Origin of the sequence: Streptomyces sp. NPDC048566 (assembly GCF_043199735.1) — a bacterium.
Lineage (GTDB): Bacteria > Actinomycetota > Actinomycetes > Streptomycetales > Streptomycetaceae > Streptomyces.
Window position 1 is genome coordinate 224280 of the sequence record NZ_JBICWL010000005.1, and the last position, 25911, is coordinate 250190.

General features: G+C 73.6%; 16 protein-coding genes. 4 read left to right on the forward strand and 12 right to left on the reverse strand.

From position 1 onward, the window contains the following. Nucleotides 1–69: 69 nt before the first annotated feature. The gene (locus ACGFS9_RS11715; protein WP_393252399.1) at nucleotides 70–2166 is read right to left on the reverse strand and encodes a SpoIIE family protein phosphatase; all 2097 of its coding nucleotides are present in this window, start codon (nucleotides 2164–2166) and stop codon (nucleotides 70–72) included. A gap of 582 nt (nucleotides 2167–2748) precedes the next feature. Between ACGFS9_RS11715 and ACGFS9_RS11720 the strand changes: the two genes are divergently transcribed. Further along, nucleotides 2749–4173 (forward strand): lipase maturation factor family protein, encoded by a 1425-nt coding sequence (locus ACGFS9_RS11720; RefSeq protein WP_393252401.1) that lies wholly within the window; start codon nucleotides 2749–2751, stop codon nucleotides 4171–4173. A gap of 251 nt (nucleotides 4174–4424) precedes the next feature. On the opposite strand, the gene ACGFS9_RS11725 is transcribed toward ACGFS9_RS11720, so the two are convergent. The 6 genes from ACGFS9_RS11725 to ACGFS9_RS11750 all read right to left on the reverse strand — a co-directional run bounded on the left by ACGFS9_RS11725 (nucleotide 4425) and on the right by ACGFS9_RS11750 (nucleotide 14068). Continuing rightward, entirely contained in the window at nucleotides 4425–7442 is a 3018-nt protein-coding gene (locus ACGFS9_RS11725) for an alpha-mannosidase (RefSeq protein WP_393252402.1), read from the reverse strand. Nucleotides 7443–7475: 33 nt separating this feature from the next. Then, the gene (locus ACGFS9_RS11730) at nucleotides 7476–9488 is read right to left on the reverse strand and encodes an endo-beta-N-acetylglucosaminidase (RefSeq protein ID WP_393252403.1); all 2013 of its coding nucleotides are present in this window, start codon (nucleotides 9486–9488) and stop codon (nucleotides 7476–7478) included. A gap of 42 nt (nucleotides 9489–9530) precedes the next feature. Further along, entirely contained in the window at nucleotides 9531–10763 is a 1233-nt protein-coding gene (locus ACGFS9_RS11735) for a glycosyl hydrolase (RefSeq protein ID WP_393252404.1), read from the reverse strand. Nucleotides 10764–10892: 129 nt separating this feature from the next. Then, on the reverse strand, nucleotides 10893–11807 hold the full coding sequence (locus ACGFS9_RS11740) for a carbohydrate ABC transporter permease (protein WP_393252406.1): 915 nt from the start codon (nucleotides 11805–11807) through the stop codon (nucleotides 10893–10895). After that, nucleotides 11804–12775: a carbohydrate ABC transporter permease gene (locus ACGFS9_RS11745; RefSeq protein ID WP_393252407.1), complete on the reverse strand. Its 972-nt coding sequence runs from the start codon at nucleotides 12773–12775 to the stop codon at nucleotides 11804–11806. Before ACGFS9_RS11745 ends, ACGFS9_RS11740 begins: the two co-directional genes overlap by 4 nt. A 6-nt stretch (nucleotides 12776–12781) precedes the next feature. Continuing rightward, complete coding sequence (locus ACGFS9_RS11750) at nucleotides 12782–14068, reverse strand: ABC transporter substrate-binding protein (RefSeq protein ID WP_393252408.1); 1287 nt, start codon at nucleotides 14066–14068, stop codon at nucleotides 12782–12784. A 222-nt stretch (nucleotides 14069–14290) separates the two neighbouring features. Between ACGFS9_RS11750 and ACGFS9_RS11755 the strand changes: the two genes are divergently transcribed. Beyond that, nucleotides 14291–15340: a LacI family DNA-binding transcriptional regulator gene (locus ACGFS9_RS11755; RefSeq protein WP_393252409.1), complete on the forward strand. Its 1050-nt coding sequence runs from the start codon at nucleotides 14291–14293 to the stop codon at nucleotides 15338–15340. Nucleotides 15341–15651: 311 nt separating this feature from the next. Beyond that, nucleotides 15652–17025 carry an amidase gene (locus ACGFS9_RS11760; protein WP_393252411.1) on the forward strand — a complete coding sequence of 458 codons (1374 nt, stop codon included), beginning with the start codon at nucleotides 15652–15654 and terminating at the stop codon, nucleotides 17023–17025. 298 nt (nucleotides 17026–17323) lie between these two features. On the opposite strand, the gene ACGFS9_RS11765 is transcribed toward ACGFS9_RS11760, so the two are convergent. Beyond that, nucleotides 17324–17497: a hypothetical protein gene (locus tag ACGFS9_RS11765; RefSeq protein ID WP_393252412.1), complete on the reverse strand. Its 174-nt coding sequence runs from the start codon at nucleotides 17495–17497 to the stop codon at nucleotides 17324–17326. A 524-nt stretch (nucleotides 17498–18021) separates the two neighbouring features. On the opposite strand from ACGFS9_RS11765, the gene ACGFS9_RS11770 reads away from it, so the two are divergent. Further along, nucleotides 18022–18582 (forward strand): HD domain-containing protein, encoded by a 561-nt coding sequence (locus ACGFS9_RS11770; RefSeq protein WP_393252413.1) that lies wholly within the window; start codon nucleotides 18022–18024, stop codon nucleotides 18580–18582. Nucleotides 18583–18872: 290 nt separating this feature from the next. Here the strand turns inward: ACGFS9_RS11770 and ACGFS9_RS11775 are convergent, their stop codons facing one another. The 4 genes from ACGFS9_RS11775 to glgC all read right to left on the reverse strand — a co-directional run bounded on the left by ACGFS9_RS11775 (nucleotide 18873) and on the right by glgC (nucleotide 25903). Next, nucleotides 18873–20387, reverse strand: coding sequence for an SDR family NAD(P)-dependent oxidoreductase (locus tag ACGFS9_RS11775; protein ID WP_393252414.1), 1515 nt, complete (start codon nucleotides 20385–20387; stop codon nucleotides 18873–18875). A 103-nt stretch (nucleotides 20388–20490) separates the two neighbouring features. Continuing rightward, nucleotides 20491–21819: a wax ester/triacylglycerol synthase family O-acyltransferase gene (locus ACGFS9_RS11780; RefSeq protein WP_393252416.1), complete on the reverse strand. Its 1329-nt coding sequence runs from the start codon at nucleotides 21817–21819 to the stop codon at nucleotides 20491–20493. A 154-nt stretch (nucleotides 21820–21973) separates the two neighbouring features. Continuing rightward, nucleotides 21974–24307 carry a GH92 family glycosyl hydrolase gene (locus tag ACGFS9_RS11785; RefSeq protein ID WP_393252418.1) on the reverse strand — a complete coding sequence of 778 codons (2334 nt, stop codon included), beginning with the start codon at nucleotides 24305–24307 and terminating at the stop codon, nucleotides 21974–21976. A 375-nt stretch (nucleotides 24308–24682) separates the two neighbouring features. Further along, on the reverse strand, nucleotides 24683–25903 hold the full coding sequence (gene glgC / locus ACGFS9_RS11790; protein WP_393252420.1) for a glucose-1-phosphate adenylyltransferase: 1221 nt from the start codon (nucleotides 25901–25903) through the stop codon (nucleotides 24683–24685). Nucleotides 25904–25911 lie beyond the last annotated feature (8 nt).

The window sequence follows — 25911 nt, forward strand, 5'->3', positions numbered from 1 at the left end:
GCGGAGCGGTGGCGGCGAGCGCCCCGCGGGGCGCGGCTCCGCGGGGCGCCGGTCCCGCGGAGCGGGGGTTCAGTCCCGGTTCCGGTCCCGGACGTCCCGGTCCCGGACGACGAACTCGCACCACACGGCCTTGCCGCCGCCGCGGGCCTCCACCCCCCACACGTCGGTCAGCCGGTCGACCAGGAGCAGGCCGCGGCCGGACACACCGGAGTCCCCGGCCTCGCGGCGGCGCGGCAGGGCGCTGGAGGAGTCCTCGACCTCGACGCGCAGCCGGCGGTCGGGCCCGGTCAGAACGCGCAGGGTGACCACGGCCGCGCCCTCGGTGTGCATGAGGGCGTTGGTGATGAGTTCGTCGGCGACCAGTTCGATCTCGTCCGCCCGCTCACCCGCGCCCCAGGCGCGCACGGCGGCCCTGATCATGTGCCGGGCCTCGACCAGGGCCTCCGGGTCGCCCGGGGCGACGTGCTGCTGGAGCCGGCCGCCGGAGCGCTGGTCGCCCCGGCCGCGGCGGCGCAGCAGGAGCAGGGCGACGTCGTCGTCCCCGCCGCGCTCCTCGGCCATGTCGATGAGCCGGTCCGCCAGGTCGTCGACGTCGCGCGGGCCGATCCGGATCACCTCGCGGAGGGTGTGCATGCCGTCGTCGAGGTCGGCGCCGGGCACCTCCACCAGGCCGTCGGTGCACAGCAGCAGCGTCTGCCCCGGATCGAGTTCGATGGTGGCGACGGGGTACTCCAGGCGCTGGAACTCCGCGGACAGGCCGAGCGGCAGCCCGCCGTCGACGGGCAGCCTGCGGCACGTGCCGTCGGTGTGCCGGACCAGCGGGTCGATGTGGCCGGCCCGCACCAGCTGGGCCACCCCGGTGGACAGGTCGATGTCGGCGTAGAGGCAGGTCGCGAAGCGGTCGGTGTCGAGTTCGTCGAGGAAGACGGAGGCACGGGCCATCACGGTGGCCGGGGTGTGGCCCTCGGCCGCGTAGGCGCGCAGCACGATGCGCAGCTGGCCCATGACGGCGGCGGCGTGCGTGTCGTGGCCCTGCACGTCCCCGATGACGGCGCCGACCCGGCCGCCGGGCAGCGGGATGAGGTCGTACCAGTCGCCGCCGATGTCACGGCCCAGCGAGGCGGAGCGGTAGCGGACCGCGATGTCGGCCCCGGGCACGCTGGGGATGGAGCGCGGCAGCATGGCCTGCTGGAGCCCTTGGGCGAGGTCCTTCTCCTGTTCGAAGAACATGGCCCGCTGGAGGCTCTGGGCGATGCTGCTGCCGAGGGCGACCAGGACGTTGCGCTCATCCTCCGAGAAGCCGCGCCGGTCGTTGTAGAGGAGGCCGATCGCACCGATCGGCCGGGCCTGCACGATGAGCGGCAGATAGGCGGCCGAGGTGATGTCCAGACCGGTGATGTTCGGCCACAGCAGCGGGTACTTCTCGGCGAACTCCTCGGGTGACTCGATGAAGTGCGGGGCGAGGGTGCGCACGACCTCGTTCATGGGGTATTGCGCGTCCAGGCGGGTGACGCGGGTGCCGGGCACGTAACTGTCCACGGGGCCGGTGGCGACCATGCGGATGCGGCCCGCCTCCACCAGGCCCATCACCAGGCTGGTCGCGCCGAGATGGGTGAGCCCGTGGGTGTCCTGGAGGACGTCGATGACGTCCTGGACGGTGACGGCGTGGGCGAGCGCGGCGGTGGTGAGCTGCACGACGTTCGTCTGGTGGCGCCGCGCCTCGTCCTGGGCGGCCTGCTCGCGGCGTGCCGCGGCGTCGCCGAGCTCGGCGGTCGCGTCCCGGACCAGGCCGACGATCCGGCGCGGCCGGCCGCTCTCGTCGCGGCGGATGTACCCCTGGGTGTGGGTCCAGCGCGCGGAGCCGTCCCGGCGGCGGATGCGGAAGTACGCGCCGTAGTTCTCGCTGCCGTCCTTCAGGGCCTGGCTGACCAGCGCGTCCAGGCGGGTGGCCTCGGCGGGCGGTACCCGCATGGCGAGCGTGGAGGGGTGCCCGTCGTACTCGTCCGGGCGCACGTCGAAGACCTCGTGGGCCTGGGCGTCCATGTGCATCAGACCGGTGTCCAGGTCCCAGTCGAAGCTGCCCATGCGGTTGAGCGCCAGGATCGGATCCGGGTGGGCGGGCCAGTCGTCCGGGAGTGACAGGGCGCTCGCTCCCCGATCAACCATGCGCCCACCTTGCCAGCAATTGCCCGATTATTCGACTTCTGGAGCATCCTCGGTCGGGTTCCGGATAAACCCGCTCGCGGGCTCCCCCGCCCCGGGCGTCCGCGCGTCCGGCGCACTCCCCCGGTGCCGGTACCGGCGGGCCCCGCGGCCGGTCGGGCACCCTTCCGGCGGGACCGCGGCGAAGAACGCGCAAGAGCCCTCCGCCCGGGGGACGGGCGGCGGAACCGGTGGGGCGCGGCCATCGGCCGGCGAGGGGCCCGGAGGGGGTGCGGCGTCCGCGTGACGTGCCGCGGGGGTGCGGTGGAGGCGGGCGCCGCACGTGGGGGGTCCGGGCTCGCGGGACAGACAGCACTCGGCAGCGTCCGGAAACGGGGCCGGCGGGCCGGGAGGGACCGGGCGGCGGGACCGCGTGCCGTGCCGCCGGGTCCCCGTTCCCGGCCGCCGAGGTGCCCGGTGAGGCCCGGGTCCCGCCGCGGGCGGTGGCGCCGCACACCGCGTTCCCGCCGCGGGCCGCGGGCCGGTGCCTGGATCGTCCCGGGGCCCGGGGCCGAGGCCACAATGGAGAGGAGAGGAGCGACCGACGTGGAGTGGTTCGTCGCACCCGACTACTGGATCGGCCGCCTGGTGTTCCAGCGGGGTCTGGCCGTTCTGTACGTCGTGGCGTTCCTCGGCGCCGCCCTCCAGTTCCGGGCGCTCATCGGCGAGCACGGCATGCTGCCGGTGCCGCGGTACGTGCGCCGGGTGCGGTTCCGGGACGCCCCCAGCGTGTTCCGGCTGGCCTACTCGGACCGCTTCTTCGCCGCCTGGGCGTGGACGGGCTGCGGGGTGTCGGCGGCGCTGGCCGCCGGCGTCGACGGGTATCTGCCGCTGTGGGCCGCGATGGCGCTGTGGCTCGTCCCGTGGGCGATGTACCTGTCGATCGTCACCGTGGGCCAGACCTGGTACGCCTTCGGCTGGGAGTCGCTCCTGCTCGAAGCGGGGTTCCTCGCGGTCCTCCTCGGCAACGACGAGGTGGCGCCCCCGGTCGCCGTGCTGTTCCTGCTGCGCTGGCTGCTGTTCCGCGTCGAGTTCGGCGCGGGGCTGATCAAGATGCGCGGCGATCCCTGCTGGCGCCGCCTGACCTGCCTCGACCACCACCACGAGACCCAGCCGATGCCGGGGCCGCTGAGCTGGTTCTTCCACCACCTGCCGAAACCGCTGCACCGCGTCGAGACGGCCGCGAACCACGTCACCCAACTCGTCGTCCCCTTCCTGCTGTTCACCCCCCAGCCGCTCGCGACCGGCGCGGCCTGCCTGATGATCGCGACGCAGCTGTGGCTGGTGCTGTCGGGCAACTTCTCCTGGCTGAACTGGACGACGATCGCGCTCGCCGTGACCGCGGTGTGCACCCCCGGCACCGCGCCCCGCACGGCCGCGCCGCCGCTCTGGTACGAGGTGGTGGTCCTCGCGGTCTGCGCCGTCCTGCTGGCGCTGAGCGTCCGCCCGGTGCGCAACATGCTCTCCCGCCGGCAGGTCATGAACCGCTCCTTCGACCCGTTCCGCCTGGTCAACTCCTACGGGGCGTTCGGCAGCGTCAGCCGGGTGCGGCACGAGGTGGTGATCGAGGGGACCAGCGACGAGGTGCCGCACGCTGACACCGGCTGGCGGGAGTACGAGTTCCGCGGCAAGCCCGGCGACCCGCGGCACTGGCCGCGGCAGTTCGCGCCGTACCACCTGCGTCTGGACTGGCTGATGTGGTTCGCGGCCCTGTCCCCCGCCTACGCGGAGCAGTGGTTCGGCGGCCTGGTGGAACGGCTCCTGACGAACGACCGGGACACGCTGCGGCTGCTGCGCCGCTCGCCGTTCCCGGCCGGCTGCCCCCCGCGCTTCGTGCGGGCCCGCCTCTTCCGCTACCGGTACACGACCTGGCGCGAGCTGCGCGAGACGGGCGCGTGCTGGCACCGGACCCCGGTCCGTGACGTCCTTCCGCCGACCCGGCTGGCACCGGCCGCGCGGCGGGCGCGCTGAGCGGCGCCCGCGCCGGACCGGCCGGGAGGCGAGCCCCGGCAAGGGCGCGGCCCTGCGGGTCCGCGCCCGGGCCGCCCTGCCGCACCCGTGCACGGGTGCGGCACGCGTGCACGGGTGCGGCACGCGTGCACGGGTGCGGCACGCGTGCACGGGTGCGGCACGCGTGCCGGCGCGCTCCGCCCGCGCGGCGGGCGCGGGCGGAGTCGCAGGGGCGTCGGCCGCCCCGGCACGGCCGCGCGGAGCGGCGGGGCTCAGGCCCGCCGGAACCGGAGCGTCACCAGTTCGAACGGCCGCAGGGACACCCGCACGCGCGCCTCGTCCCGCTCCGGCTCCACGGCGTCGGCGAGCGGCCGTTCGAGCAGGTCCGTCACCGTGACGTCCTCGAACGCGAAGCCCATCGTGAGGGTGGCCCGTGACCGGCCGCCGCGCGACTCGTGGAAGCGCACCACCACGTCCCCGCTGCCGTCGTCGGCGAGCTTGACGGCCGTCACCACGACGGCGTCCTGCCCGACGCCGACCAGCGGGGCCACCTCCTGGGAGCCCGCCACCCTCCGCACCGGCAGGTTGACACGCCAGCCCTCACGCACCGCGTCACCGATGGCGGCGCCGGGAACCAGGGCGTGCCGGAAGCGGTGGACGCCCTGGTCGGTCTCCGGGTCGGGAAAGCGCGGGGCGCGCAGCAGCGAGACCCGGACGGTGGTCGTCGTCCCGCGGTCGCCGTCGCGGACGGTCCGGGTGACGTCGTGCCCGTACGTCGCGTCGTTGACGAGGGCGACTCCCCAGCCCGGTTCCTCGATGTGCACGAAGCGGTGGTTGCACGCCTCGAACCTGGCGGCCTCCCACGAGGTGTTGGTGTGGGTGGGCCGGTGGACGTGCCCGAACTGGGTCTCCGAGGCGTACCGCTCGGCGTGCACGTCGAGCGGGAAGGCGAGCTTCAGGAACTTCTCCGTCTCGTGCCAGTCGACCTCGGTGTCGATGTCCAGGCGCTGCTCGCCCGGGGCCAGCGACAGCACCTGCACGACCTTGGAGTCGCCGAAGGAGCGGACGATCCGCACCGAGACGCCGTCCTCCCCGGGCACGACCTCGTCGGCGTCGGTCAGGTCGGTGACGGTGTTCCGGTAGAACGCGTCGACGTCCCAGGCGTCCCACATGTTCGGGAAGTCGGGGTGGAGCTGGAGCAGGTTCGCCGCCAGGCCGGGCGCCACCGTCTCCCGGTCGGCGGACAGGTCGTACACGGACACCACGAGTCCCCGGTCGTCGATCTCGACGCGCAGCACACCGTTGTCCAGGACGAAACCGCCGTCCGTCCGGGGCACGAGACCGGTCTCCCCGAGCACCGCCGCCGTCCGCGCGCCGCCGGCCGGGACCCCGTCGCGGCTGTGCGGGGCGGAGTTGAACACCAGCGGCGCCGACCCCTCGCCGGCCAGGGCCCGCTGGGCCGCGTCGATGACGGCGTCCAGTTCGGCGGCGACCCGCTCGTAGGTGCGGCGGGCCTCGCGGTGCACCCAGGCGATGGACGAACCGGGCAGGATGTCGTGGAACTGGTGGAGCAGCACCGTCTTCCAGATGCGGTCCAGGTCCTCGTACGGGTAGGCGAACCCGGTGCGGACGGCGGCGGTCGCGGCCCAGAGTTCGGCCTCGCGCAGCAGGTGCTCGCTGCGCCGGTTGCCCCGCTTGGTCTGCGCCTGGCTGGTGAGCGTGGCGCGGTGCAGTTCCAGGTACAGCTCGCCGACCCACACGGGGGCCTCGGGGTACTCGGCCTCGGCCTTGCGGAAGAAGGCCTCGGGGGTCTCCCAGACGACGGTCGCGGAGCCTTCGAGGTCGCGCAGCCGCGCCGCCTTGGCGATCATCTCGCGGGTGGTGCCGCCGCCTCCGTCCCCCCAGCCGGTGGGGGCGAGGGAGTGCCGGGCCACGCCCTTGTCCTTGAAGTTGGCCGCCGCGTGAGCGATCTCCCGGCCGTTCATGGAGCAGTTGTAGGTGTCGACGGGCGGGAAGTGGGTGAAGATGCGGGTGCCGTCGATCCCCTCCCAGCGGAAGGTGTGGTGCGGGAACGTGTTCGTCTGCGACCAGGAGATCTTCTGGGTGAGCAGCCACTTGGAGCCGGCCGCCTTGATGATCTGCGGGAGTCCGGCGGCGAAGCCGAAGGTGTCGGGCAGCCACGCCTCGTCGTTCTCGATCCCGAACTCGTCGAGGAAGAAGCGCTTGCCGTGGACGAACTGCCGTGCCATCGCCTCCGATCCGGGCATGTTCGTGTCGGACTCGACCCACATGCCGCCGGCCGGGACGAAGCGGCCGTCCGCGACCGCCTTCTTCACCCGGGCCCACACCTCCGGCCGGTGCTCCTTCACCCACGCCCACTGCTGGGCCTGCGACATGGCGAAGACGAAGTCGGGCTCGTCCTCGATGAGCGCGGTCATGTTGGACGTCGTGCGGGCGACCTTGCGCACGGTCTCGCGCAGCGGCCACAGCCAGGCGGAGTCGATGTGCGCGTGCCCCACCGCGCTGATCCGGTGCGCCGACGGCACGGCGGGCGCCGCCAGCACCTCCCGCAGCTGCGAGCGGGCCGCCGCGGCGGTGGCGTTGACGTCCTGGAGGTCGACGGCGTCCAGGGCGCGCTCCACCGCGCGCAGGACGTCCCAGCGCCGCGGCGCGTCCACCGGGAGCTCGGCCATCAGCTCGCCCAGGACCTCCAGGTCGATCACGAGGTTCCACACCTCCTCGTCCCGGACGGCGAGGTCCATCCGGGCGAGCCGGTACTGCGGCTCGTCGCCCGCGGTCTCCCGGTCGCCGAGCCGGGTGGGCAGGAAGGGGTGGTAGTCGAGGATCACCGGGTTCGACGCGGCCTCGACGCGCAGGTCGACCCGCTCGCCGCCCTCGGCGGGGGCGGCGACCGGGACCCACTGGTTGCGCGGGTTGAGGCCCTTCACGGGGGTGCCGTCGGGCCGGTAGACAAGCCCCTCGCACTGGAAGCCCGGCATGTTCTCGTCGAAGCCGAGGTCGAGCAGGGCCTCGACGGTCCTGCCCGCCCACGCCTCGGGAACGGTCCCGGTGACCCGGAACCAGCTGGTGCCCCACGGAGCACCCCAGCGCGCGCCCACCTCGATCGGCTCCGCCGGGGCGGCGATCCCCTCCTCCACCGGCACCGGTTCGCCGGGCGCCGTCCACACCGCCACCTCCAGCGGCACGGACTCCGGGTACACGGCGGGACGGATCCGTTCGTCCAGGACGCGCTTGAGGCGGGATTCGACCAGGGTGCGGTCGTCATGCATGAGAGTGCTCCGTGAGGTTGTGGATGCGGTGTGTTACCAGGGGTGCGTGGTTGTCGCGGGTGTGGAGACGCTGAACAGTTCCCCCACTGAGTGCAGTTCGAACCGTGCGGCGCGCTCGCCCTGCTCGGGGGCGAGCCCGGCGACGTGGAAGGCGCGCTGGCAGGTGCCGCCGAGGAAGCGGCGGGTGCCGTCGCGAAGGACGCGGTGCAGCTCGTAGTGGCGCACCGGTGTGCGGGCGGCCCGCCAGGCGAGGCGCAGGTCGCCTCCGTCGGCGTCGGTGACCCGCAGGCAGGAGGGCGCGCCCGGGGTGGCGGCGGCGGTCCGCACGGCGAGCCGGCCGAGCCGCCAGCGCACCGGGCCGCCCGCCCCGGTGAGCCGGACGCCGAGCGCCCGGACGGTGCCCGTGAGCCCGGCCAGGGACACGGTGGAGGTCCGCCAGCCGCCGCCGGAGGACGGCGGCACCGGCAGCCGGGTGTACGGGGGTGGCGCGCCGGGCGACGCGGGGTCGCTGGTGGCGACGGCGAGCTCCACGCGGACGTCGCCCTCGTCGGTGCGGTGCGTCAGCTCCACGACGGTGTCCCCGTCGAGCGGCAGCCGGGTCGCGTAGAGGTCCAGGGTGACCGGGGCGTCGAGGTCGCCGGAGACCAGGAGGCTGCTCCCGCCGCGCCAGGCGTCCGCGAAGTCGAAGGCGACGGCCGGCCGGCGGCCGGTGGTGCGGACCACCCAGCGGCGGGAGGGCAGCCGGTCCTGGAGGCCGAGGTGGTTCCACGCGCCGCCGCCGGTGACCTCGCCGTCCTCGTACCACTTCAGGCCGTGGCCGGTGTTGAAGACGGTCGCGAAGGGGAGGGAGGCGACCGTGGAGCGGTCGGCGGCGAAGAGGGCGGGGGCGCGCCAGCGGCCGGTGGTGTCGGGCCGTGCGGGATCGAGGGAGGCACCCGTCCAGAACGCGTCGTCGGCCGCGTGGAAGTCGCCGGGGGTGCGTCCGGCGGGGAGGTGGTTGCGGGTCCACTCGGGCCGGTAGTAGCCGACGGACGTGACGTGCGCGGTCGCGGGCGGCACGATGGCGTCCCAGTCCACGGCGGTGTTCGTGCCGCCGGACTCGACGTCGACGCCCGCGCGCACCGAGTAGCGGCTGCGGCCGAGGCGCTCGGCGGCGGTGCCGGAGGACGCCAGGGTCGCGGCGGACCAGCGGAAGTCGAGGAACATCGAGCCGGCCGCCCGGAAGAACGCCTCGTTCCGGTCGTTCAGCGCCCCCTGCCAGCCGACGGTGCCGGTCACGGTCATCGCGTCGTACCAGGTGACCCGCTGCCCCTTGGCCGCACCGCGCGAGGTCAGCTCGCCGAGGAAGCCGAGCATGTCGGCGGCCAGGGCGCTGTCGCCGCCGCCGGTCTCGGCGTTGACGAACCAGCCGTCGAATCCGTACGCCTCGGCGACCGCGACGAGTTGCGCGGCGAGCGGATATCCGCCGGAGCCGTCCTTCTGCACCAGGTCGCGGGTCCAGCGCAGCTGCCCGCCGTAGGCGGCGGGCGGCAGGAAGACGTTGCCGAGCACCGGGACGCCGTGGCGGTGCGCGGCGTCCACGATCGGCGCGTTGGGCGCGAGGATCAGGCCCTCGCCCGAGGAGCCGCCCCAGAAGACGAGTTCGTCGAGGTACGCCCAGTGGGTCAGGGCGTAGGTGTCGGCGGTGGGCGCGCCCTGCGAGGGGTTCCGGGACGTCGGTCCGAAGGAGACCAGGGACTGGATGCGGGCCTGGTCGGCGCGGGCCGTGGTGTTGGCGGGGACGGGGGTGAAGCGGGCGGCGAGCGGCACGGCGGCGGCGTTGAAGGCCAGGTCGGCGTCGGTGTCGGCGCGCCAGGACTTCAGGCTGCGCCAGGTGATGCCGTCCCCGGGGGTGCCCGCGGGGAAGGAGTCGGGGTACCAGTAGGAGGCGTACGGCTGGAGGTCCCGGGAGGCGGCCGGGGCCTGGGCGGCGGCCCGCGGGGCCGGCAGGGCGCCCGCGGCGGCACCTGCCCCGGCGAGCAGGACGGCGCGTCTGCTGAGGTTCACGATGTGCTCCGTTTCGTGTGGGAACGGGCTACGGTGCACGGCTCAGGCGGTGACCTGATCCGGTGTGACGACCTCGGTGATGCCGCGTGTGACGAGGTGGTCGCGGTCGGCGGCGCGGCTCGCGAGGACGGTGGTGGGACGGACTCCGTCGGCGGTGAGGCGGGCGAAGGCGTCGAAGACGGGGCCGCCGGGCGCGCAGACCGACCGGCCGGGACCGGTGTCGACGACCAGGGCGGTGGTCCGCGCGGCCGGGGCGGCCGGCCGGTCCCCTCGGGCGATCCGGGCGATGGCGTCCGCGGCGGGCTTCCTGCGCCGGTCGCTGGTCAGCAGGCCCAGGCTGTACTCGAGTTCGGGGAAGTCGGCGAGGTCGCGGGCGACGTCGTGCGAGCACCACCACGTCACGCCCCACAGGTCGGGGCAGTCCAGGGCGTTGGCGACGGTCGCCTCGGTGAAGGCGGCGGCGTGCTCGGCGGGGACGAGCGGGGCGGGCGCGCCGACCTCCTGGAGCCAGACGGGGCGGTGCGGGTCGTCCGACCACGCCTTGGACAGCTCGATCAGGTAGGCGGCGTGGTGCTCGGTGGCGACGCCCCCGCGGCCGTGCCGCTGCGCCGTCCCGTTGAACACCCACGAGTGGACGGCGGTCATCGCGCCGAGCCGGGCCGAGTGGGCGGGAGTGAAGGGCTGGTCGTCCTGGTACCAGGCGGCGTCGTAGGAGGCGTGCAGATGCAGCCGGCCGGGGGCGCCCTCCTCGCAGGCGGCGAGCAGGCGCCGCAGCCACGCGCCGGCCTGGGCCTCGGTGACGCGGTCGGGGTCGGGGTGCGGTCCGGCCGCGAACTGGTTGACCTCGTTGCCGACGGTCATCCCGATGAAGTTGGGCCGGTCGGCGAGGGCGGCGGCCAGCGTCCGCAGGTAGGCGGCCTCCCCCGCGACGACGTCCGGGTCGGTGAAGATGTTGCGGCGGTGCCAGGTCCGGGTCCAGGCGGGCAGGAAGTCGAAGCTCGACAGGTGACCCTGGAGGCCGTCCACGCCGACGTCGAGTCCGCGTTCGGCGGCGGCGTCGGCGAGCGCGACGAGTTGCTCGACGGCGCGGGGCCGGATCAGCGTGCGGTTGGGCTGGAAGTAGGGCCACAGCGGGAAGACGCGGATGTGGTCGAGACCGAGCGCGGCGATGGAGTCGAGATCGGCCCGGACGGCGTCGAGGTCGAAGTCGAGCCAGTGGTGGAACCACCCCTGGCTGGGCGTGTAGTTGACGCCGAAGCGCACGGCAGAGGTCATGCGGGTATTCCTCGCGGGTCGGAGCGGCGTGGTGGTGTGTGCGGTGTCCGCGGCACGGCGGCGGGGCGCGACCGGGCGGACGGCGGCGGGCGGGTGGTCTCGGGGCGGCCCTGGCGGGGTGCCGGTGGTTCATCCCTTGACGGCGCCCTCGCCGACGCCGCGGAAGAAGTACCGCTGGAGGCAGGCGAAGAGGGCGATGAGCGGGGCCACGGCGATGACGGTGCCGGCGGCGACGAGGCGTTCGTCGCCCGCGAAGGTGCCGTGCAGGTAGTTGAGTCCGATGGTGAGGGTGTACTTGGACGGGTCGCTGAGCACGATGAGCGGCCACAGGAAGTCGTCCCAGGCGCCCATGAAGGCGAAGATCGCGACGACGGCGAGGGTGCCCTTCACCGAGGGGAGCGCTATCCGCAGGAACCGCTGCCACACGCCGGCGCCGTCGACGAAGGCCGCCTCCTCGATCTCGTAGGGGAGGTTCCGGAACGCGTTGCGCATCAGCAGGACGTTCATCGCACCGACGCAGCCCGGCAGCACCACCCCGATCAGGGTGTTGTTGAGGCCGAGTTCCCGCATGGTGGTGAACTGGGCGATGATGATGCCCTCCACGGGCACCAGCATGGCGAGGACGAAGACCAGGGTGGCCACCCGCCGCCCGCGGTAGCGGAGCCGGGCGAGCGCGTACCCCGCGAGGGCGGAGCCCGTGCAGTTGGTGACCACGTTCGCCGCGGCCACCTTCAGGGAGTTGAGGGCGTAGTCCCACACCGGGATGGTGTCGGCGACGCGCTGGTAGTTGTGCAGCGTCGGATCGCCGGGCAGGAACGCGGGCGGGGAGCCGAAGATGTCCTCGGTGGGCCCCTTGAGCGAGGTGGACAGCTGCCAGAGGAAGGGGCCCACGGTCAGGGCGAGGACGACCAGCAGCAGCAGGTAGCGCAGGAGGAGTTCCCATGCCGGGACCCGGCGTCCGCGCTCGTCGGTGATCCGGCGCCGGGGTGGCCCGGCCACCGGTCCGGGGCCGGTGGTGCGGCGTTCGGCCGGCACGCTGCTCATGCCTCCTCCTTCCGGTCGGCGCGCAGCACGAGCAGCATGAGCGCGACGGTGACGGCGAAGACGACCACCGACAGGGCGGACGCGTAGCCGACACGGCCGGTCAGTCCGGTGCCGGTGCGCTGGACGAGCATCACGAGGGTGGTGTCCTCGCCGGCCGGGCCGCCGTCGGGGCCGGCCATCAGGTACACCTCGGAGAACACCTTGAAGGCGGCGACCGAGGACAGCGCGCCCACCAGGACCATGGTCGAGCGGACGGCGGGCACCGTGACGGTGAGGAACCGGCGCACCGCTCCCGCTCCGTCCACCGCCGCGGCCTCGTGGAGTTCGCGGGGCACGTCGGCGAGGGCCGCCAGGTAGATGATCATGTAGTAGCCGAGGCCCTTCCAGACCGTCACGGCCATCGCGCTGAGCAGCAGCAGCCACTGGTCGCTGAGGAAGCCGATCCTGCCGACCCCGACGGCCTCCAGCAGCGAGTTCACCAGGCCGCGCTCGTCGAGGAGCCACACCCAGATGAGTCCGACCACGACGATCGACGCCACGACGGGGGTGTAGAAGGCCGACCGGAAGAAGGCGATGCCGGGGATGTTCTTCTGGACCAGGAGGGCGAGCAGCAGCGGCAGGAGGACGAGGGCGGGCACGACGCCGAGGACGTACAGCGTGCTGTTGCGCAGGCCGGTCCAGAACATCTCGTCGTGCAGCAGTTCCCGGAAGTTGGCGAGTCCCACGAACTCGCCGGGGATCAGGGTGCGCCGGTCGGTGAAGGAGTTGAGCACCGTCGAGACGAACGGATAGAGGATGAACACGGCCACGACGAGCAGGCCCGGCGCGGCGAACAGCCACGGGCTGACGGCCGGCTGGCGCCGCACCCGGGTGCCCGGCGAGGACCGCGGGGTGGCCGTCCGGGAGCCGGGCCGCGGCTCCCGGGGCGGTGTGCGGGGCTGCCGGGCGGTGGTGGAGGGATGCGCCATGACCGCTCAGCCCTGCTGCCGCAGCAGGGTGTCGCACGCCTTGACAGCGTTGTCGAGCGCCGTCTTGGGACTCTCCTTGCCCTGGAGCGCCTTGGCGATCTCGTTGCGCAGCGCGGTCTTCATCTGGTCGCTGAACAGGACCGGCGTGTAGTTGACGGCGTTCTTGAGGGACTTCGCGGCGGCGACGCGCACGCGGGTCTCGTCCGTGCCGTCCTCCTTCGTGAAGTACGGGTCGTCCAGGGACCCAGCGGTGCTCGGGAAGATCGCGACCTTCCTGGCGAACGCCATCTGGTTCCGCGCGTCGGTGACGAAGTGCGCGAAGGCGACGGCGGCCGGGGTGTGCCGGGTGCGGGCGTTGACCATCACGCCCATCACGTACATGTTCACCTTGCCGGTGCTGGTGATCTGGTCCGTGATGCCGATGTTCCGGTACAGGCCCGGCGCCTGCTTCTTGAAGTTCCCGAGGTCGAGCGCGCTGCCCGGGTTCATGGCGACGGCTCCGGTCAGGAACTTCTTGCCGGAGGACTCGGGGGTGGCGGTGAGCGCCTGCGGGTCGAGCGCCTTCGCGTCGTACAACTCCTTGTACTTGGTCAGGAGTTCCACGCCCTTGGTGCCGTTGAAGGAGAACGCCGTGCCGCCCTTGTTCATCAGCGGGACGCCGTAGCGGCCGAAGTCCTCGATGGTGGGCACGTTGGCGAGGGTGGCGACCTTGCCGTCGGTCCGGTCCGCCAACCGGAGGGCGTCCGCGAAGAGTTCGTCGTACGTCGTCGGCGGCCGGGAGGGGTCGAGACCGGCCTTCTCGAAGAGGGACTTGTTGTAGAACAGCGGGCCGGTGTTGAGGTACCAGGGGAACGCGTAGGTGCCGCGCATGCCCGGGATCCGATGGCCGGCCCAGGCTCCCGCCAGGTACTCCTTCCGGTACCGGGCGGCCGACGCGTCGAGGTCGAGCGCGAGTCCGGCCTTGGCGAGCGGGGCGACCAGGTCGGGCGAGACGTTCACGACGTCGGGCAGGGTGCCGCCGGCGGCGTCCGCGCTGATCTTGTCGGCGTAGCCCTCGGCGGGCTGGTCGATCCACTTCACGTGCGTGCCGGGGTACTTCTTCTCGAAGTCGGCGATGAGGCCCTCGAAGTAGGGCTTGAAGTTGGCCCTCAGGTTCCAGGTCTGGAAGGTGATGTCGCCCTCGACCTTGCCGGAGGCGTCCGTCGAGCCGCCGCCGTCGCCCGAGCCGCAGGCACTGAGCGGCAGGACGAGGGCGACGGCGGCGGCGGCGAGTGCTCTGCGGGGTATGGGCACGGTGACACGGCTCCCTTGCGGCGTCCGGCGGGTGGTGGCGCCAGCACCCTGCCCGGCGGCCGCGAACGAAGTCAATGGATTGACGTTCACTAAAGAAATGGGATCGGCATTAGTCCAGGTCAGAGACGTATGGAATCTCTCTTGCGAGAGATCACTAATGCGCTTTAGAGTGATACCGCTCAAGCGCTTTAGTACATCCACTCGCAGAAAGCAGGGCGTCCCGTGCCGGCGAAACGGTCTCCGGCCCGCAGGCCGACGATGAAGGACATCGCGCGCCGCGCCGGGGTCTCCGAGAGCGCGGTCTCCTTCGCGCTGAACGACCGCCCCGGCGTCTCCGAGGTCACCCGCGACCGGGTGCGCCGCGTCGCCGAGCAGCTCGGCTGGCGGCCCAGCACCGCCGCGCGCCAGCTGTCCGGCGAGGGCGCGGCCACCCTCGGCCTGGTGGTGGCACGCCCGGCCGACACGCTCGGCGTGGACTCGTTCTTCCTCCAGCTGATCTCGGGCATCCAGGAGGTGCTGGCCGAGCGTCACCTCGGCCTGCTCTTCCAGGTGGTGGAGGACGTGGAGGCCGAGTGCGCGGTCTACCGGCGCTGGTGGGCCGAGCACCGCGTGGACGGCGTGCTCGTGGTGGACCCGCGGGTCGACGACCCGCGCCCGGACCTGCTCGACTCGCTCGGCCTGCCCGCCGTCGTGATCGGCGGCGCGCCGGACGCCCGGCATCCGGGACTGTCCACCGTGTGGGCCGACGACGCGGGCGCCATGGCGGCGGTCGTCGACGCCCTGTACGGGCTGGGCCACCGGCGGATCGTGCACATCGCCGGCCTGCCGGGACTCGCCCACACCGAGCGGCGCATCCGCACCCTGCGGGCCGAGGCGCTGCGGCGCGGTCTGCCCGAGGTCCGCTCGGTGACGACCGACTACTCGGACGCGGAGGGCGCGGCGGTCACCCGGCGCCTGCTGGAGGGCGCCGACCCGCCGAGCGCCCTGGTGTACGACAACGACGTGATGGCCCTGGCCGGGGTGGCCGCCGCCGCGGAGCTGGGCTTCTCCGTCCCCGGCACGCTGTCGGTGGTCGCCTGGGAGGACTCCCCGCTGTGCCGCATGGTCAGGCCCTGGCTGTCCGCGCTCTCCCGGGACACGGTCGAGTTCGGCCGCACCGCGGCGCAGGAACTGACGGCCCTGCTGGACGGCGGCCCGGCACGGACGGTGCGGGTTCCGGTCCCCCGACTGATCGGGCGGGAGAGCACCGGCCCCCGCGTCCCGCGGTCGTGACGGGGCGGAGTCCGCGCGCCCGCCGGTGACCTCACGGCGCGACGGCCGTCGGCGGCCCCGCGGCCCTCCGCGACGCCGGCCGCCTCGGACGATCCCCCGCACCCCGGCATCCGGCGGCGGGCGATCTGCCCGGAGGACCGCCGGCCGGACGCCCCGTTGCGGCCGGAGCGGGCCGCTCGCGGAGATCGGGGGCGCGGTGACCCTCGACGCGGTGGTCCCGGGACGGGCAGAGTGCATCCCGTACACGGCCTACTCGCCGGTACGCCGTGCAGCGCCACACGCCGTGCAGAGCCACGGAGACAGGAGCGCCCGTGACCACCTGGGCCGGCCGGACCGCCACCGAGATCGCCGTCGCCGTCCGCGAAGGGCGGGTCACCCCTCGCGAGGTGGTGGCCGAGCACCTGGAGCGGATCGACCGCCTCGACCACCGGGTCGGCGCCTTCCGGAGGGTCCGCGCCGAGGCGGCGCTCGCGGAGGCGGACGCGCTGGGGGCGCGGGATCTGGACGGACTCCCCCTCGCGGGCGTGCCGGTGGCCGTCAAGGACAACCTCGCGGTGCGCGGCGAGGCGCACCGCGACGGCTCCGCGGCGACCCCGGACACCCGCGCCGACGAGGACCACGTGACGGTGGCCAGGCTGCGCGCGGCGGGGGCCGTGGTGGTGGGCCTGACGAACGTGCCCGAACTGTGCGTGTTCGGCACCACCGACGGGGTGCACGGCACCGCCCGCAATCCCTGGGACCTGTCGCGGACGGCGGGCGGTTCCTCCGGCGGTAGCGCCGCCGCCGTCGCCGCCGGGATGACGCCGGTCGCCCTCGGCAACGACGGGATGGGCTCGCTGCGCATCCCGGCCGCGCACTGCGGGCTGGTCGCGCTGAAGCCCGGGCACGGGGTGGTGCCGGCCGGGATCGGCCACGGCGACTGGTTCGGCATGTCGGAGAACGGCCCGCTGGCCACCACGGTCGAGGACGCGCGGCTGATGTTCGGCGTCCTCGCGGACACCGGGCAGGTGCCGCCTCCCGAACCCGCGACCCGCACGATCGCCGTGTCGGTGCGCAGTCCGCTGGCCGGAGTCCCGGTCACGCGACCGTATACGACCGCGGCACGCCGGGCCGCCGCCCTGCTGGCGGAGGCGGGGCACCGGGTCCGCAGAGCCGACCCGCCGTACCCGGTGTGGCTGAGCACGACCTCGCTGGCGCACTGGACGGCCGGCACGGCCGTGGACGCCGAGGACCTCGATCCACGCCGGCTGACCCGGCGCACCCGGGTGCACGCCGCCCTCGGGCGCCACTTCGTGACCGGGGTCCGCACCGGGGTCCGCCGGGAGCAACTGCGGACGCGGCTGGCACCGTTCTTCGCGGAGCACGACGTGCTGCTCACCCCGGCGCTGGCCCGCCGGGGCCCGGCCGCCGCGCCCTGGCACGAGCGCGGCTGGCTGCGCAACATGGCCGTGAACACGGCCTGTTCACCGATGACTCCCCCGTGGAACCTGACCGGCTGGCCGGCGATGACGGTCCCGTTCGGGACGCTGCCCGGCGGCGCGCCCTGCGCCGTGCAGCTCGTCGGCCGCCCCGGCTCCGAGCAGGCACTGCTGGACGTGGCGGGCCAGTTGGAGGTGCTGCACCCCTGGCGGCGTACGGCGCGGCTCGCCCAGGGGCCCGCATCGGGACCGGACCGGGACGCGTGAGCACGGCGTGACCGGCTCGGGAGGTCGCGGCCGCCGTTCCGTCGCCTCCCCGGGCCGGCGCGCGACATCCCCGGTCCGGGGCCCCTCCCGAGCGCACGGCGGCCGGTGTCCGATCACCCGGTGACGCCTCCGGCGGTCGCCTGCGACGCGGGCCGGCGACGGGCGCGGAGCAGGCCCCGCGCTCGTCCGGGCACACGGCAGCCGCGGCCGTTCACCGGCCGCGGCTGTCTCGGGAGGGCGGGGCGCGCAGCCGGCGCACCCGGCCCGTCGGCGATCGCGCCGAGGTTCCGGGCGCCGGTCAGTCGACGCTGGGGAGGATGTGGGGCTCGGCGAGGTCGTCCTCGTAGCCCGCGAGGCGGATCGGGGCGGACCTGGCCCACACGTCCAGGCTGCCGAGCTTCAGGTCGGCACCGCCGGCGCGCTCCGTGCGTTCCTTGGGGCGCTGATCGCGATTCGTCGTCTCTGGTGTCACCGCGCACTCCTTATGTGTCGGGTCACCCTCGGGACGTGCGGCCGGTCCGCTCCGGTCGCCTGACGTCCGCTCGGGCGTGAGTCGAAGGCAGTTAGGGACGCGGTGGCGCCGGTAACTCTGGTGAGAGCAGGCCGTGGTGACCGGCATGTCCCGGGACGGACCGTGGGTGTGGGTGGACCCCAGTAAGGCTGTCCGTCGGCTACAGGGTAACCAAATGAGCGGGTGGCTGCTCGATGGGGCCGAAAACTTCGCGTTACCGTCGCGGGTCATCCAGCCTCCATCAGGCCCGGATCTGCGGCGATTTGAAACATGATGCCCGCTTCGCCACCACCCATTCGGCTCAATTCCGCCCCTGTGGGGGAGCCGCGGGCCGCGCCCGGGGCCAGCCTGAAGTCACCGGCGTCCAACGGGTCCCGGCGCCGGGCGACGCGGTCGGCGCACCGTTCAGGTCCCGTTGGCCGGTTCGCAAGGAGGCCATGGTCTGCTGGCGCCCGGCACAGGCTTTCTCACGGGAGGACCGGGGCATGGAGCTGCGCGGCGTCGACGATCTGATGGATCTGCTGCTCGCCTGCAGGGGCGTGTGGGACACCCCGGACCGCAGCGGCGATCCGGTCGACCTGCACGACCACGCCCTGCAGACCGCCGCGCTGCTGCGCCGAAGTCACCCCGGCGACAAGGAGCTCCAGGTCGCCGGCCTGGTGCACGACATCGGGCACCTGCTCGGGCCCGGCGACGACGCCGGGCACGCCGATCGGGCCGCCGAGGCGGTCCGGCCGTTGCTCGGTGACCGGGTGGCCCGCCTGGTCGCCCTGCACGTGCCGGCGAAGCGCTACCTCGCGGCCGCCTCGCCGGACCGCCGCCTGTCCGCGCGCAGCACGCTGACCCTGGCCGCTCAGGGAGGTGCGATGGACCCGCGCGAGGCGGCGGCCTTCGCGGCCGACCCGCTGGCCGAGGACGCGGTGACACTGCGCCAGGCGGACGACGCGGGCAAGGTCGTCGGCCTGAACGCGGGGGTCGTGGAGGACTGGCGCACGGTTCTGGAACGGGTGGCCTCCGGCGCGGGCCGCCGCGGGGCGGTCGGCTGAGGCGTCGCCGGGGCGGTAGGGCGGTAGGGCGGTAGGGCCACGCTCGCCCTGCCGGATCGCCGGCCGGGCGACCCGTCCGCCGGGGGGCGCCTGAGCGGACGGCGGGCACGCGGCCGAGGGCCGACCCCGCACGTTCCGCGACCCGGCGCGGACCGCCGGGCCGCGACCCGCCCCGGCCCCGCGGGACCACGGACCGGCCGGTCGAGGTCGCGGCCCGGCGGGCTCGGCGGGCCGCGGATGCCGGGTGCCCGCCGGGGCGGCGCGGAGGCGTCGGGCCGCGGGCCGCCGGGTCACCACTTGCCGGGCGCGTAGTCCTTCAGGAAGACGCCGTACAGGTCCTCGCCGAGTTCGCCGCGGACGATCGGGTCGTAGACCCGGGCCGCTCCGTCGACCAGGTCGAGCGGGGCGTGGAAGCCCTCGTCGGCCAGCCGGAGCTTGTCGTAGTGCGGTCGCTCGTCGGTGATCCAGCCGGTGTCGACGGAGGTCATCAGGATGCCGTCGCTCTGGAACATCTCCTGGGCGCTGGTCCGCGTGACCATGTTCATGGCCGCCTTCGCGGCGTTCGTGTTCGGGTGGCCCGCGCCCTTGTAGCCGCGGCCGAACACGCCCTCCATGGCGGAGACGTTGACGATGTAGGAGCGCCCGGTGGACGCCTTGCGGGCGGCCTCGGCCATCTGCGGACGCAGGGCGCTGATGAGGATGAACGGCGCCGTGTAGTTGCAGAGCTGGGTCTCCAGCAGTTCGACCGGCGAGATCTGCTCGATGGTCTGCACCCAGGTGTTGCTGGCGACGACGTCGGGCAGCAGGCCGCCCGCGTCGATGGCGGTGCCGTCGCGGTGCCGGACCACGCTCGCGTTGCCGGCGACGAGCGCGAGGTCGGCGACCTTCTGCGCGTCCAGCCCGGACACTCCGGCGGGCAGCGCGGTCAGTCCGTCGACCGCTCCGGAGTTGAAGGCGCCGATGACGTGGCGGGCCGGCAGTTCGCCGGCGGGCAGCGGGGCGCTCTCGCCCTCGACGAGCGCGGCGTACGCGGAGGGCAGCCGCCGGACGGTCTGGGTCGCGTTGTTGATGAGGATGTCGAGCGGGCCCTGCTCGGCGATCCGCTCGGCCAGGGCCACGGCCTGCGCGGGGTCGCGCAGGTCGATGCCGACGACCTCCAGGCGGTGGATCCAGTCCGCGGAGTCGTCCATGGCCTTGAAGCGGCGGATCGCGTCGTGCGGGAAACGCGTGGTGATGGTGGTGTGGGCACCGTCGCGCAGCAGCCGCAGCGCGATGTACATGCCGATCTTGGCCCGGCCGCCGGTGAGCAGGGCTCGCTTGCCGGTGAGGTCGGCGCGGGCGTCGCGGCGGGAGCGGTTCAGGGCGGCGCAGCTCTGGCAGAGCTGGTGGTAGAAGTAGTCGACCTCGACGTAGCGGGTCTTGCAGGTGTAGCAGGAGCGCGGGCGCTGGAGTATCCCCGCGATCCTGCCCTCCTCCGTCGCCGACGAGGGGAGGATGCCCTCGGTCTCGTCGTCGATGCGCTGGGCGGAGCCGGTCGCGGTGGACTCGGTGACCTGCTTGTCGTGGGCGGTCTTGGCGGCGCGCCGCTCCTGCCTGCGGCGCTGCTTCACCGTCCGGTAGACGCCCGCGGTGGCGCGGCGCACGGCGATGGCGTCGGGGTGGTCGACGTCGATGGTGTCGAGTTCGTCGAGCACGCTCAGGCAGACGGCCAGCCGCTCGGGGTCGATCCCGGGACCGAACGCGACGTCGGCCACCTCTGTCGTGTCCGCGGCAGGGGTCGTCCTGCCGTCGTCTGTCACCGTCATCACTGCTGCCGTTTCCTCGGGTGGTGCGCCGCGCTCGAACCGCGCTCGCCGTCGAAGGCGGAATTTTACGGAGCAACCGCGCGCGGCACCAAACCCGTGACGATCATGGAGCGCAGGCGGCGATGAGCGTCCGCACCTCCTCGGCGAGGGAACGGGCCAGCAGGTCGAGGTCGGGAACGGCCTCGGCGTCGGCGACGAGGCCGTAGTGGACGCTCCCCCGATAGGTGGAGACGGCCACGGCGAGGGCCTGGCCGCGGGCCAGCGGGGCGAAGGGGTAGACCTCGGTGAGCGGGCAGCCGCCGAGCCGCAGGCCGAGGCTGGGCAGCGGGACGCTGGTCACGAGGATGTCGAAGAGCAGCCGGGCGGCCTGGCCGACGACGGGGCCGCCGAGCCGGTGCCCGAGGGGCGGCACGTGGTCGGCGAGCAGCGCCACGGCGCCGGCGCCCCGGTGCGGCCCGGCGTCCTTGTTGCGGTCCATCTCCGTCCGTACGGCGCGCAGCCGGCCCAGCGGGTCGGGATCGCCGACGGGAAGCCGTATCAGGTAGCCCGAGAGCCGGTTGCCCTGCGGCTGCGCGGAGCGCGGACGCCGCCGGGACACGGGGATGAGGGCGCGCGGCGAGACGCCCTCGCTGCCGTCGCCGCGTTCGTCGAGCCAGCGCCGCAGCGCCCCGGCGACCACGGCGATCAGCACGTCGTTGACGGTGCCGCCGACGGTCTTGCGGACCTGGTGGACGTCGTCGAGGTCGATCACCGCGCCGGCGGTGCGCCGGGTGCCGGTGGGGGCGGAGGTGAGGGCGGGCGAGGACTGCGCGGCGAGGGTGGCGAGGGCGACGGAGGCGCCGATGTCGAGGGCGCGGCCGACGTCGGAGAGGGTGCCGCGGAGCAGGCCGGGCAGGCTGCGGACGTCCGGGAGGAGTCCGCGCGGCGGTTCGGCGGGGCGCGGGCGGGGCTCCGGCAGGTCCATCGGGTCCATGATCGCCGCGGCGAGCATGAGCGCCCGGAGCCCGTCGGCGAGGGCGTGGTGGAACTTGAAGAGCACCGCGAAGGACTCCCCGTCCGCGCCGGGCAGCACGTGGGCCTCCCAGGGCGGGCGGTCCCGCTCCAGCGGGCGTTCCATCAGCCGGCCGGCGTCGGCGTGGAAGTCGGCCGCCGGGGCGTGCAGCAGGACGTGGTCGAGCGGGTCGAAGTCGGGTGCGGTCTCCCGGGTCGCGCTGCCGAAGGCCAGCGGGGCCAGCGGCTGCCACACGTCGCGGATCCGCATGCGCAGCCCGGGGACGGCCGCGGCGCGGGCGGCGAGCAGGTCCGCCGCGTGCGCCCCGGCCGTCGGGGAGTGCGCGGCGAAGACGCCGAGGGCGCCGAGGTGCATCGGGTGCCGGGGGGACTCGATGTTCCAGAAGGCCAGGTCGAGTGGTGCGAGCACATCGGAGGTCACGGGCTTGTCCTCGCGTCGACGACGGGTGGACCGCCAGTCAAACCCGGACCGGTGATTACGGTCAAGTACGATCAGGCTACGCACAGTTAACAGCGGATTACGTCCCGCCCCTGGAGAGGGGCGGGACGTGGGTCGCATCAGGACGTGCCTGCCGTCATTTCAGGACCGGAGGCGCCGCCGAGGCGGACGTTCCCCACCCGGACGGCTCCGGGCCGACCGTGAATCCGAGGTGCCGGATGCTCCGCAGCCTGCCGGTCGTCAGATACGTCCGCCCGTACGGCGCGCCGTCCAGCCGGGCCGAACGAATGTACCGGTCCGTGTCCGAGGTGCCCGGCGCCGTGACGGTCAGGGCGCCGCGCGGGTAGTAGCGCCGGTCGAGGGTGAGGTCGACGCGGTCGAAGACAGGCGTGGACAGCCCCCAGGTGTCGTAACCGGGCTGCACCGGGAAGATCCCGATCGAGGACAGCACGTTCCAGGCGGACATGGTGCCGAGGTCGTCGTTCCCGGTCATCCCGGTCGGCGCGTCCGTGAAGAGGGTGAGCGCCGCGTGCACGACGTCGGTCGTCTTCCACGGCTGCCCGGTGGACAGGTAGGTGTACGGGGCGATGAGGTCGGGCTCGTTCTGCGGGTTGTACTTGTCCGCGTTGTAGTACGCGTACGGGCCGTTGACCCACACCTCGCGGGCGGTCTTCCCCGGGTCCTGAAGCAGCCGGTCGTAGGCGAAGAACGCGTCGAGCCGGTCGTTCGCCTTCTGCCTGCCGCCGATCAGGCCGACCATGCCGGGCAGGTCCTGCGGCACGAGCCACTGGTACTGCCAGGAGGTCCCCTCGTGGAACCCCTCGCTCTCGGCGGGGTCCGCGGGGCCGGTGAAGGCGCCGGCCGCGTCCCGGGCGCGGAAGAAGCCGGTCGAGGGGTCGTTGAGCGTGCGGTAGTTCTGCGCTCGCGCGAGGTAGCGCGCGGCGTCCTCGCCGTGCCCGAGGTCCCGGGCCATCGCGCCGAGCACGGCGTCGGACAGGGCGTACTCCAGGGTGGCGGAGGCGCCGTGGTCGTAGTCCGAGTCGCCGGGCTTGGCGTGCGGGCGGCCCTTGACGTAGGGCGCGAAACCGTGGGCGATGTACTCCCGGTTGGCCTCGCGGCCCAGGGCCGGGGAGTCGGCGGGCGGCACGCCGTCCGCGTTCTTGCGCAGCGCGCGGTAGGCCCGTTCCTCCCACCCCTTGAGCAGACCCTGCTGGTAGGCGTTGGTGAGGAAGGGGGTGACCGGGTCACCGGTCATGATGTTGGTCTCGGCGGTGCCGTAGCCCCACTTGGGCAGCCAGCCGCTCTCCTCGTCGATCCTGATGACGGAGATCGCCATGTCGCGCGCCTCGCGCGGCGCGAGCAGCGACAGCAGCTGCGACTGGGTGCGGTAGGTGTCCCACAGCGACCAGTTCTGGTAGTAGGTGAAGCCCTTCTCGCGGTGGACGCGCCGGTCCCAGCCGGTGTAGCGGCCGTCCGCGTCGCTGCCGACGTTGGGGGCGAGGAAGGAGCGGTAGAGCGACGAGTAGAAGGTGCGGCGCAGGGTGCCCGAGCCGCCCTCCACCCGTACGTCGTCCAGCCGGTCCTCCCAGGCGCGGCGGGCGACGGCGCGGACCGCGTCGAAGGAACGGCCGCCCTCGGCGCGGAGGTTGACGGCCGCTCCGGCGGCGTCGACGTAGGAGAGCGCGGTGGTCGCCTCGACCGTGCGGTCCTCGGTGGTGTCGAAGCGGACGAAGGCGCCGGTCCGCCCGGTGGTGCCGGAGGTCTGCGCGGAGCCCTCGGTGACGGTGGCGCCGTTCCAGGTGCCGGAGGCCGTGAACGGCCGGTCGAAGCGGGTGATGGTGTACACGGTGTACGGCTCGGTGCCCTGGCAGAAGCCGCTGCCCGTGATGGCCGTGCGGACGGTCCGGTTGTCGAGGATCTCGACCCGGGTGGCGACCGTCTTGTGCAGCGACTGGCCCGCGTTCAGGAGCACGTTGGCCTGGTCGGTGGCCGGGAACGTGTAGCGCTGCACACCGGTGCGCCGGGTGGCCGTCAGTTCGGCCTCGATGCCGCCCTTCAGGCCGACCCGGTACGAACCGGGGCTCGCCGCCTCGGTGTCGTGGCCGAACTCGGCCGCGTACTGCGCGTAGTCCGTCCGGGTGACGTCCCCGGTCGTGGGCAGCACGGGCAGGTCGCCGCCGAGTCCGCAGCCGACACCGGACAGGTGGACCAGCGAGAAGCCCCGGATGTGGTTCTGCGCGTGGTCGTAGCCGGTGTTGTGCCCGGTGTCCGGCGAGAACTGCACCATGCCGAAGGGCACGGCGGCCCCGGGGTAGGTGTTGCCCTCGTTCTCCGTCCCGATGAACGGGTTGACCAGGTCGGTGAGTTGGCCGTCGCGCGGCTCGGCGGCCCGTGCGGTGGGCGGGACGAGCAGCGCGGACGCTGCCACCAGCCCGGCCGTGCACAGGCGCAGGCGCCGGGTCCATCTCATGCGGGAGACCTCCGGTGGGATGTTCGACATCGTTGTCGTCTCTTGGTGCATGGTCGGTGCGGGGGGCCGGTTTTCCCGGCAACCGGCTTCCATCCCCGGGACGCGTCGCGTCCGGTCCGGGAGACGTCGCCGGTCTGACAACGATGTCCTTCCGGTCCGACGGCATGACAGCACGCACCGCCCACTGCTGTCCAGGGACATGACAAAGAAGGCTCCGGGGTGGCAGGCGGGACGCCGGCCCCGGGCAACAACCCACCCGGGCGACGGATGACCCCGGGCCGCACAGCCGCTCGCGGCCCGGGGGCATCCGGCCGCGGGGCCGGGCCCGACCGGCCCCGCCGCGCGCCGCACGCACCCGGCGCGCCGGCAGGCGGACTACGGCACGCGCTGGCCCTTGCCCAGCGCGATCACCCCGCCCTTGGACACCGTGTAGAGATCGGCGTCCCGCTCGGGATTGACGCCGATCGTCGCGCCCGGGGGCACCTCCACGTTCTTGTCGAGCACGGCGCCGCGCACCACCGCGCCCCGGCCTATCTTCACGTTGTCGTGCAGGATCGAGCCCTGCACCACGGCACCCGGGTCCACGAGCACACCCGGCGAGAGCACCGAGCGGGTGACCTGCCCGCGGATCAGCGAACCGGCGCTGATGATGGACTCGCTCGCGATGCCGCCCGCGTTGAAACGGGCCGGCGACAACTGACCGGAGCTGGTGTAGACGGGCCAGTTGCGGTTGTACAGGTTGAAGGCGGGCCGCTCGGCGATCAGGTCCATGTGGGCGTCGTAGTAGGCGTCGAGCGTCCCGACGTCCCGCCAGTAGCCCTGGTCGCGGCTGGTCTCGCCGGGCACGTGGTTGTCGCTGAAGTCGTACAGCTGCGCCTCGCCGCGCTCGGTCAGCGCGGGCAGGATCGAACCTCCCATGTCGTGCACGGAGTTCTCGTCCTCGGCGTCCCGGTGGAGCGCCTCGACGAGCGCCTTGGTGGTGAAGATGTAGTTGCCCATCGACGCGAAGACGCACTCCGGGTCGTCCGCGAGGCCCGGCGGATCGGCGGGCTTCTCCAGAAAGCCCCGCACGGTCCGGCCGTCGGACCCGGGGCTGATGACGCCGAACGACGAGGACTCCGAACGCGGCACCCGTATCCCGGCCACCGTCACCCCGGCGCCGCCTTCGATGTGCTGCTCCAGCATCTGCCGGGGGTCCATGCGGTAGACGTGGTCGGCACCGAACACCGCGACGTACTCGGGCTGTTCGTCGTGCACCAGGTTGAGGGACTGCAGGATCGCGTCCGCGCTGCCCAGGTACCAGCGGGGCCCGAGACGCTGCTGCGCGGGAACCGGCGTCACGTAGTTGCCGAGCAGGCTCGACATCCGCCAGGTCGTGGTGATGTGCCGGTCCAGCGAGTGCGACTTGTACTGCGTGAGGACGCAGATGCGCAGGATGTCCGCGTTGACGAGGTTGGACAGGACGAAGTCCACCAGGCGGTACGTGCCGCCGAAGGTCACCGCCGGTTTCGCCCGGTCCGTGGTCAGCGGCATCAGCCGCTTGCCCTCACCGCCCGCCAGTACGATGCCCAGCACCGAAGGTCCACCGCGCCGCATGCCGCCGC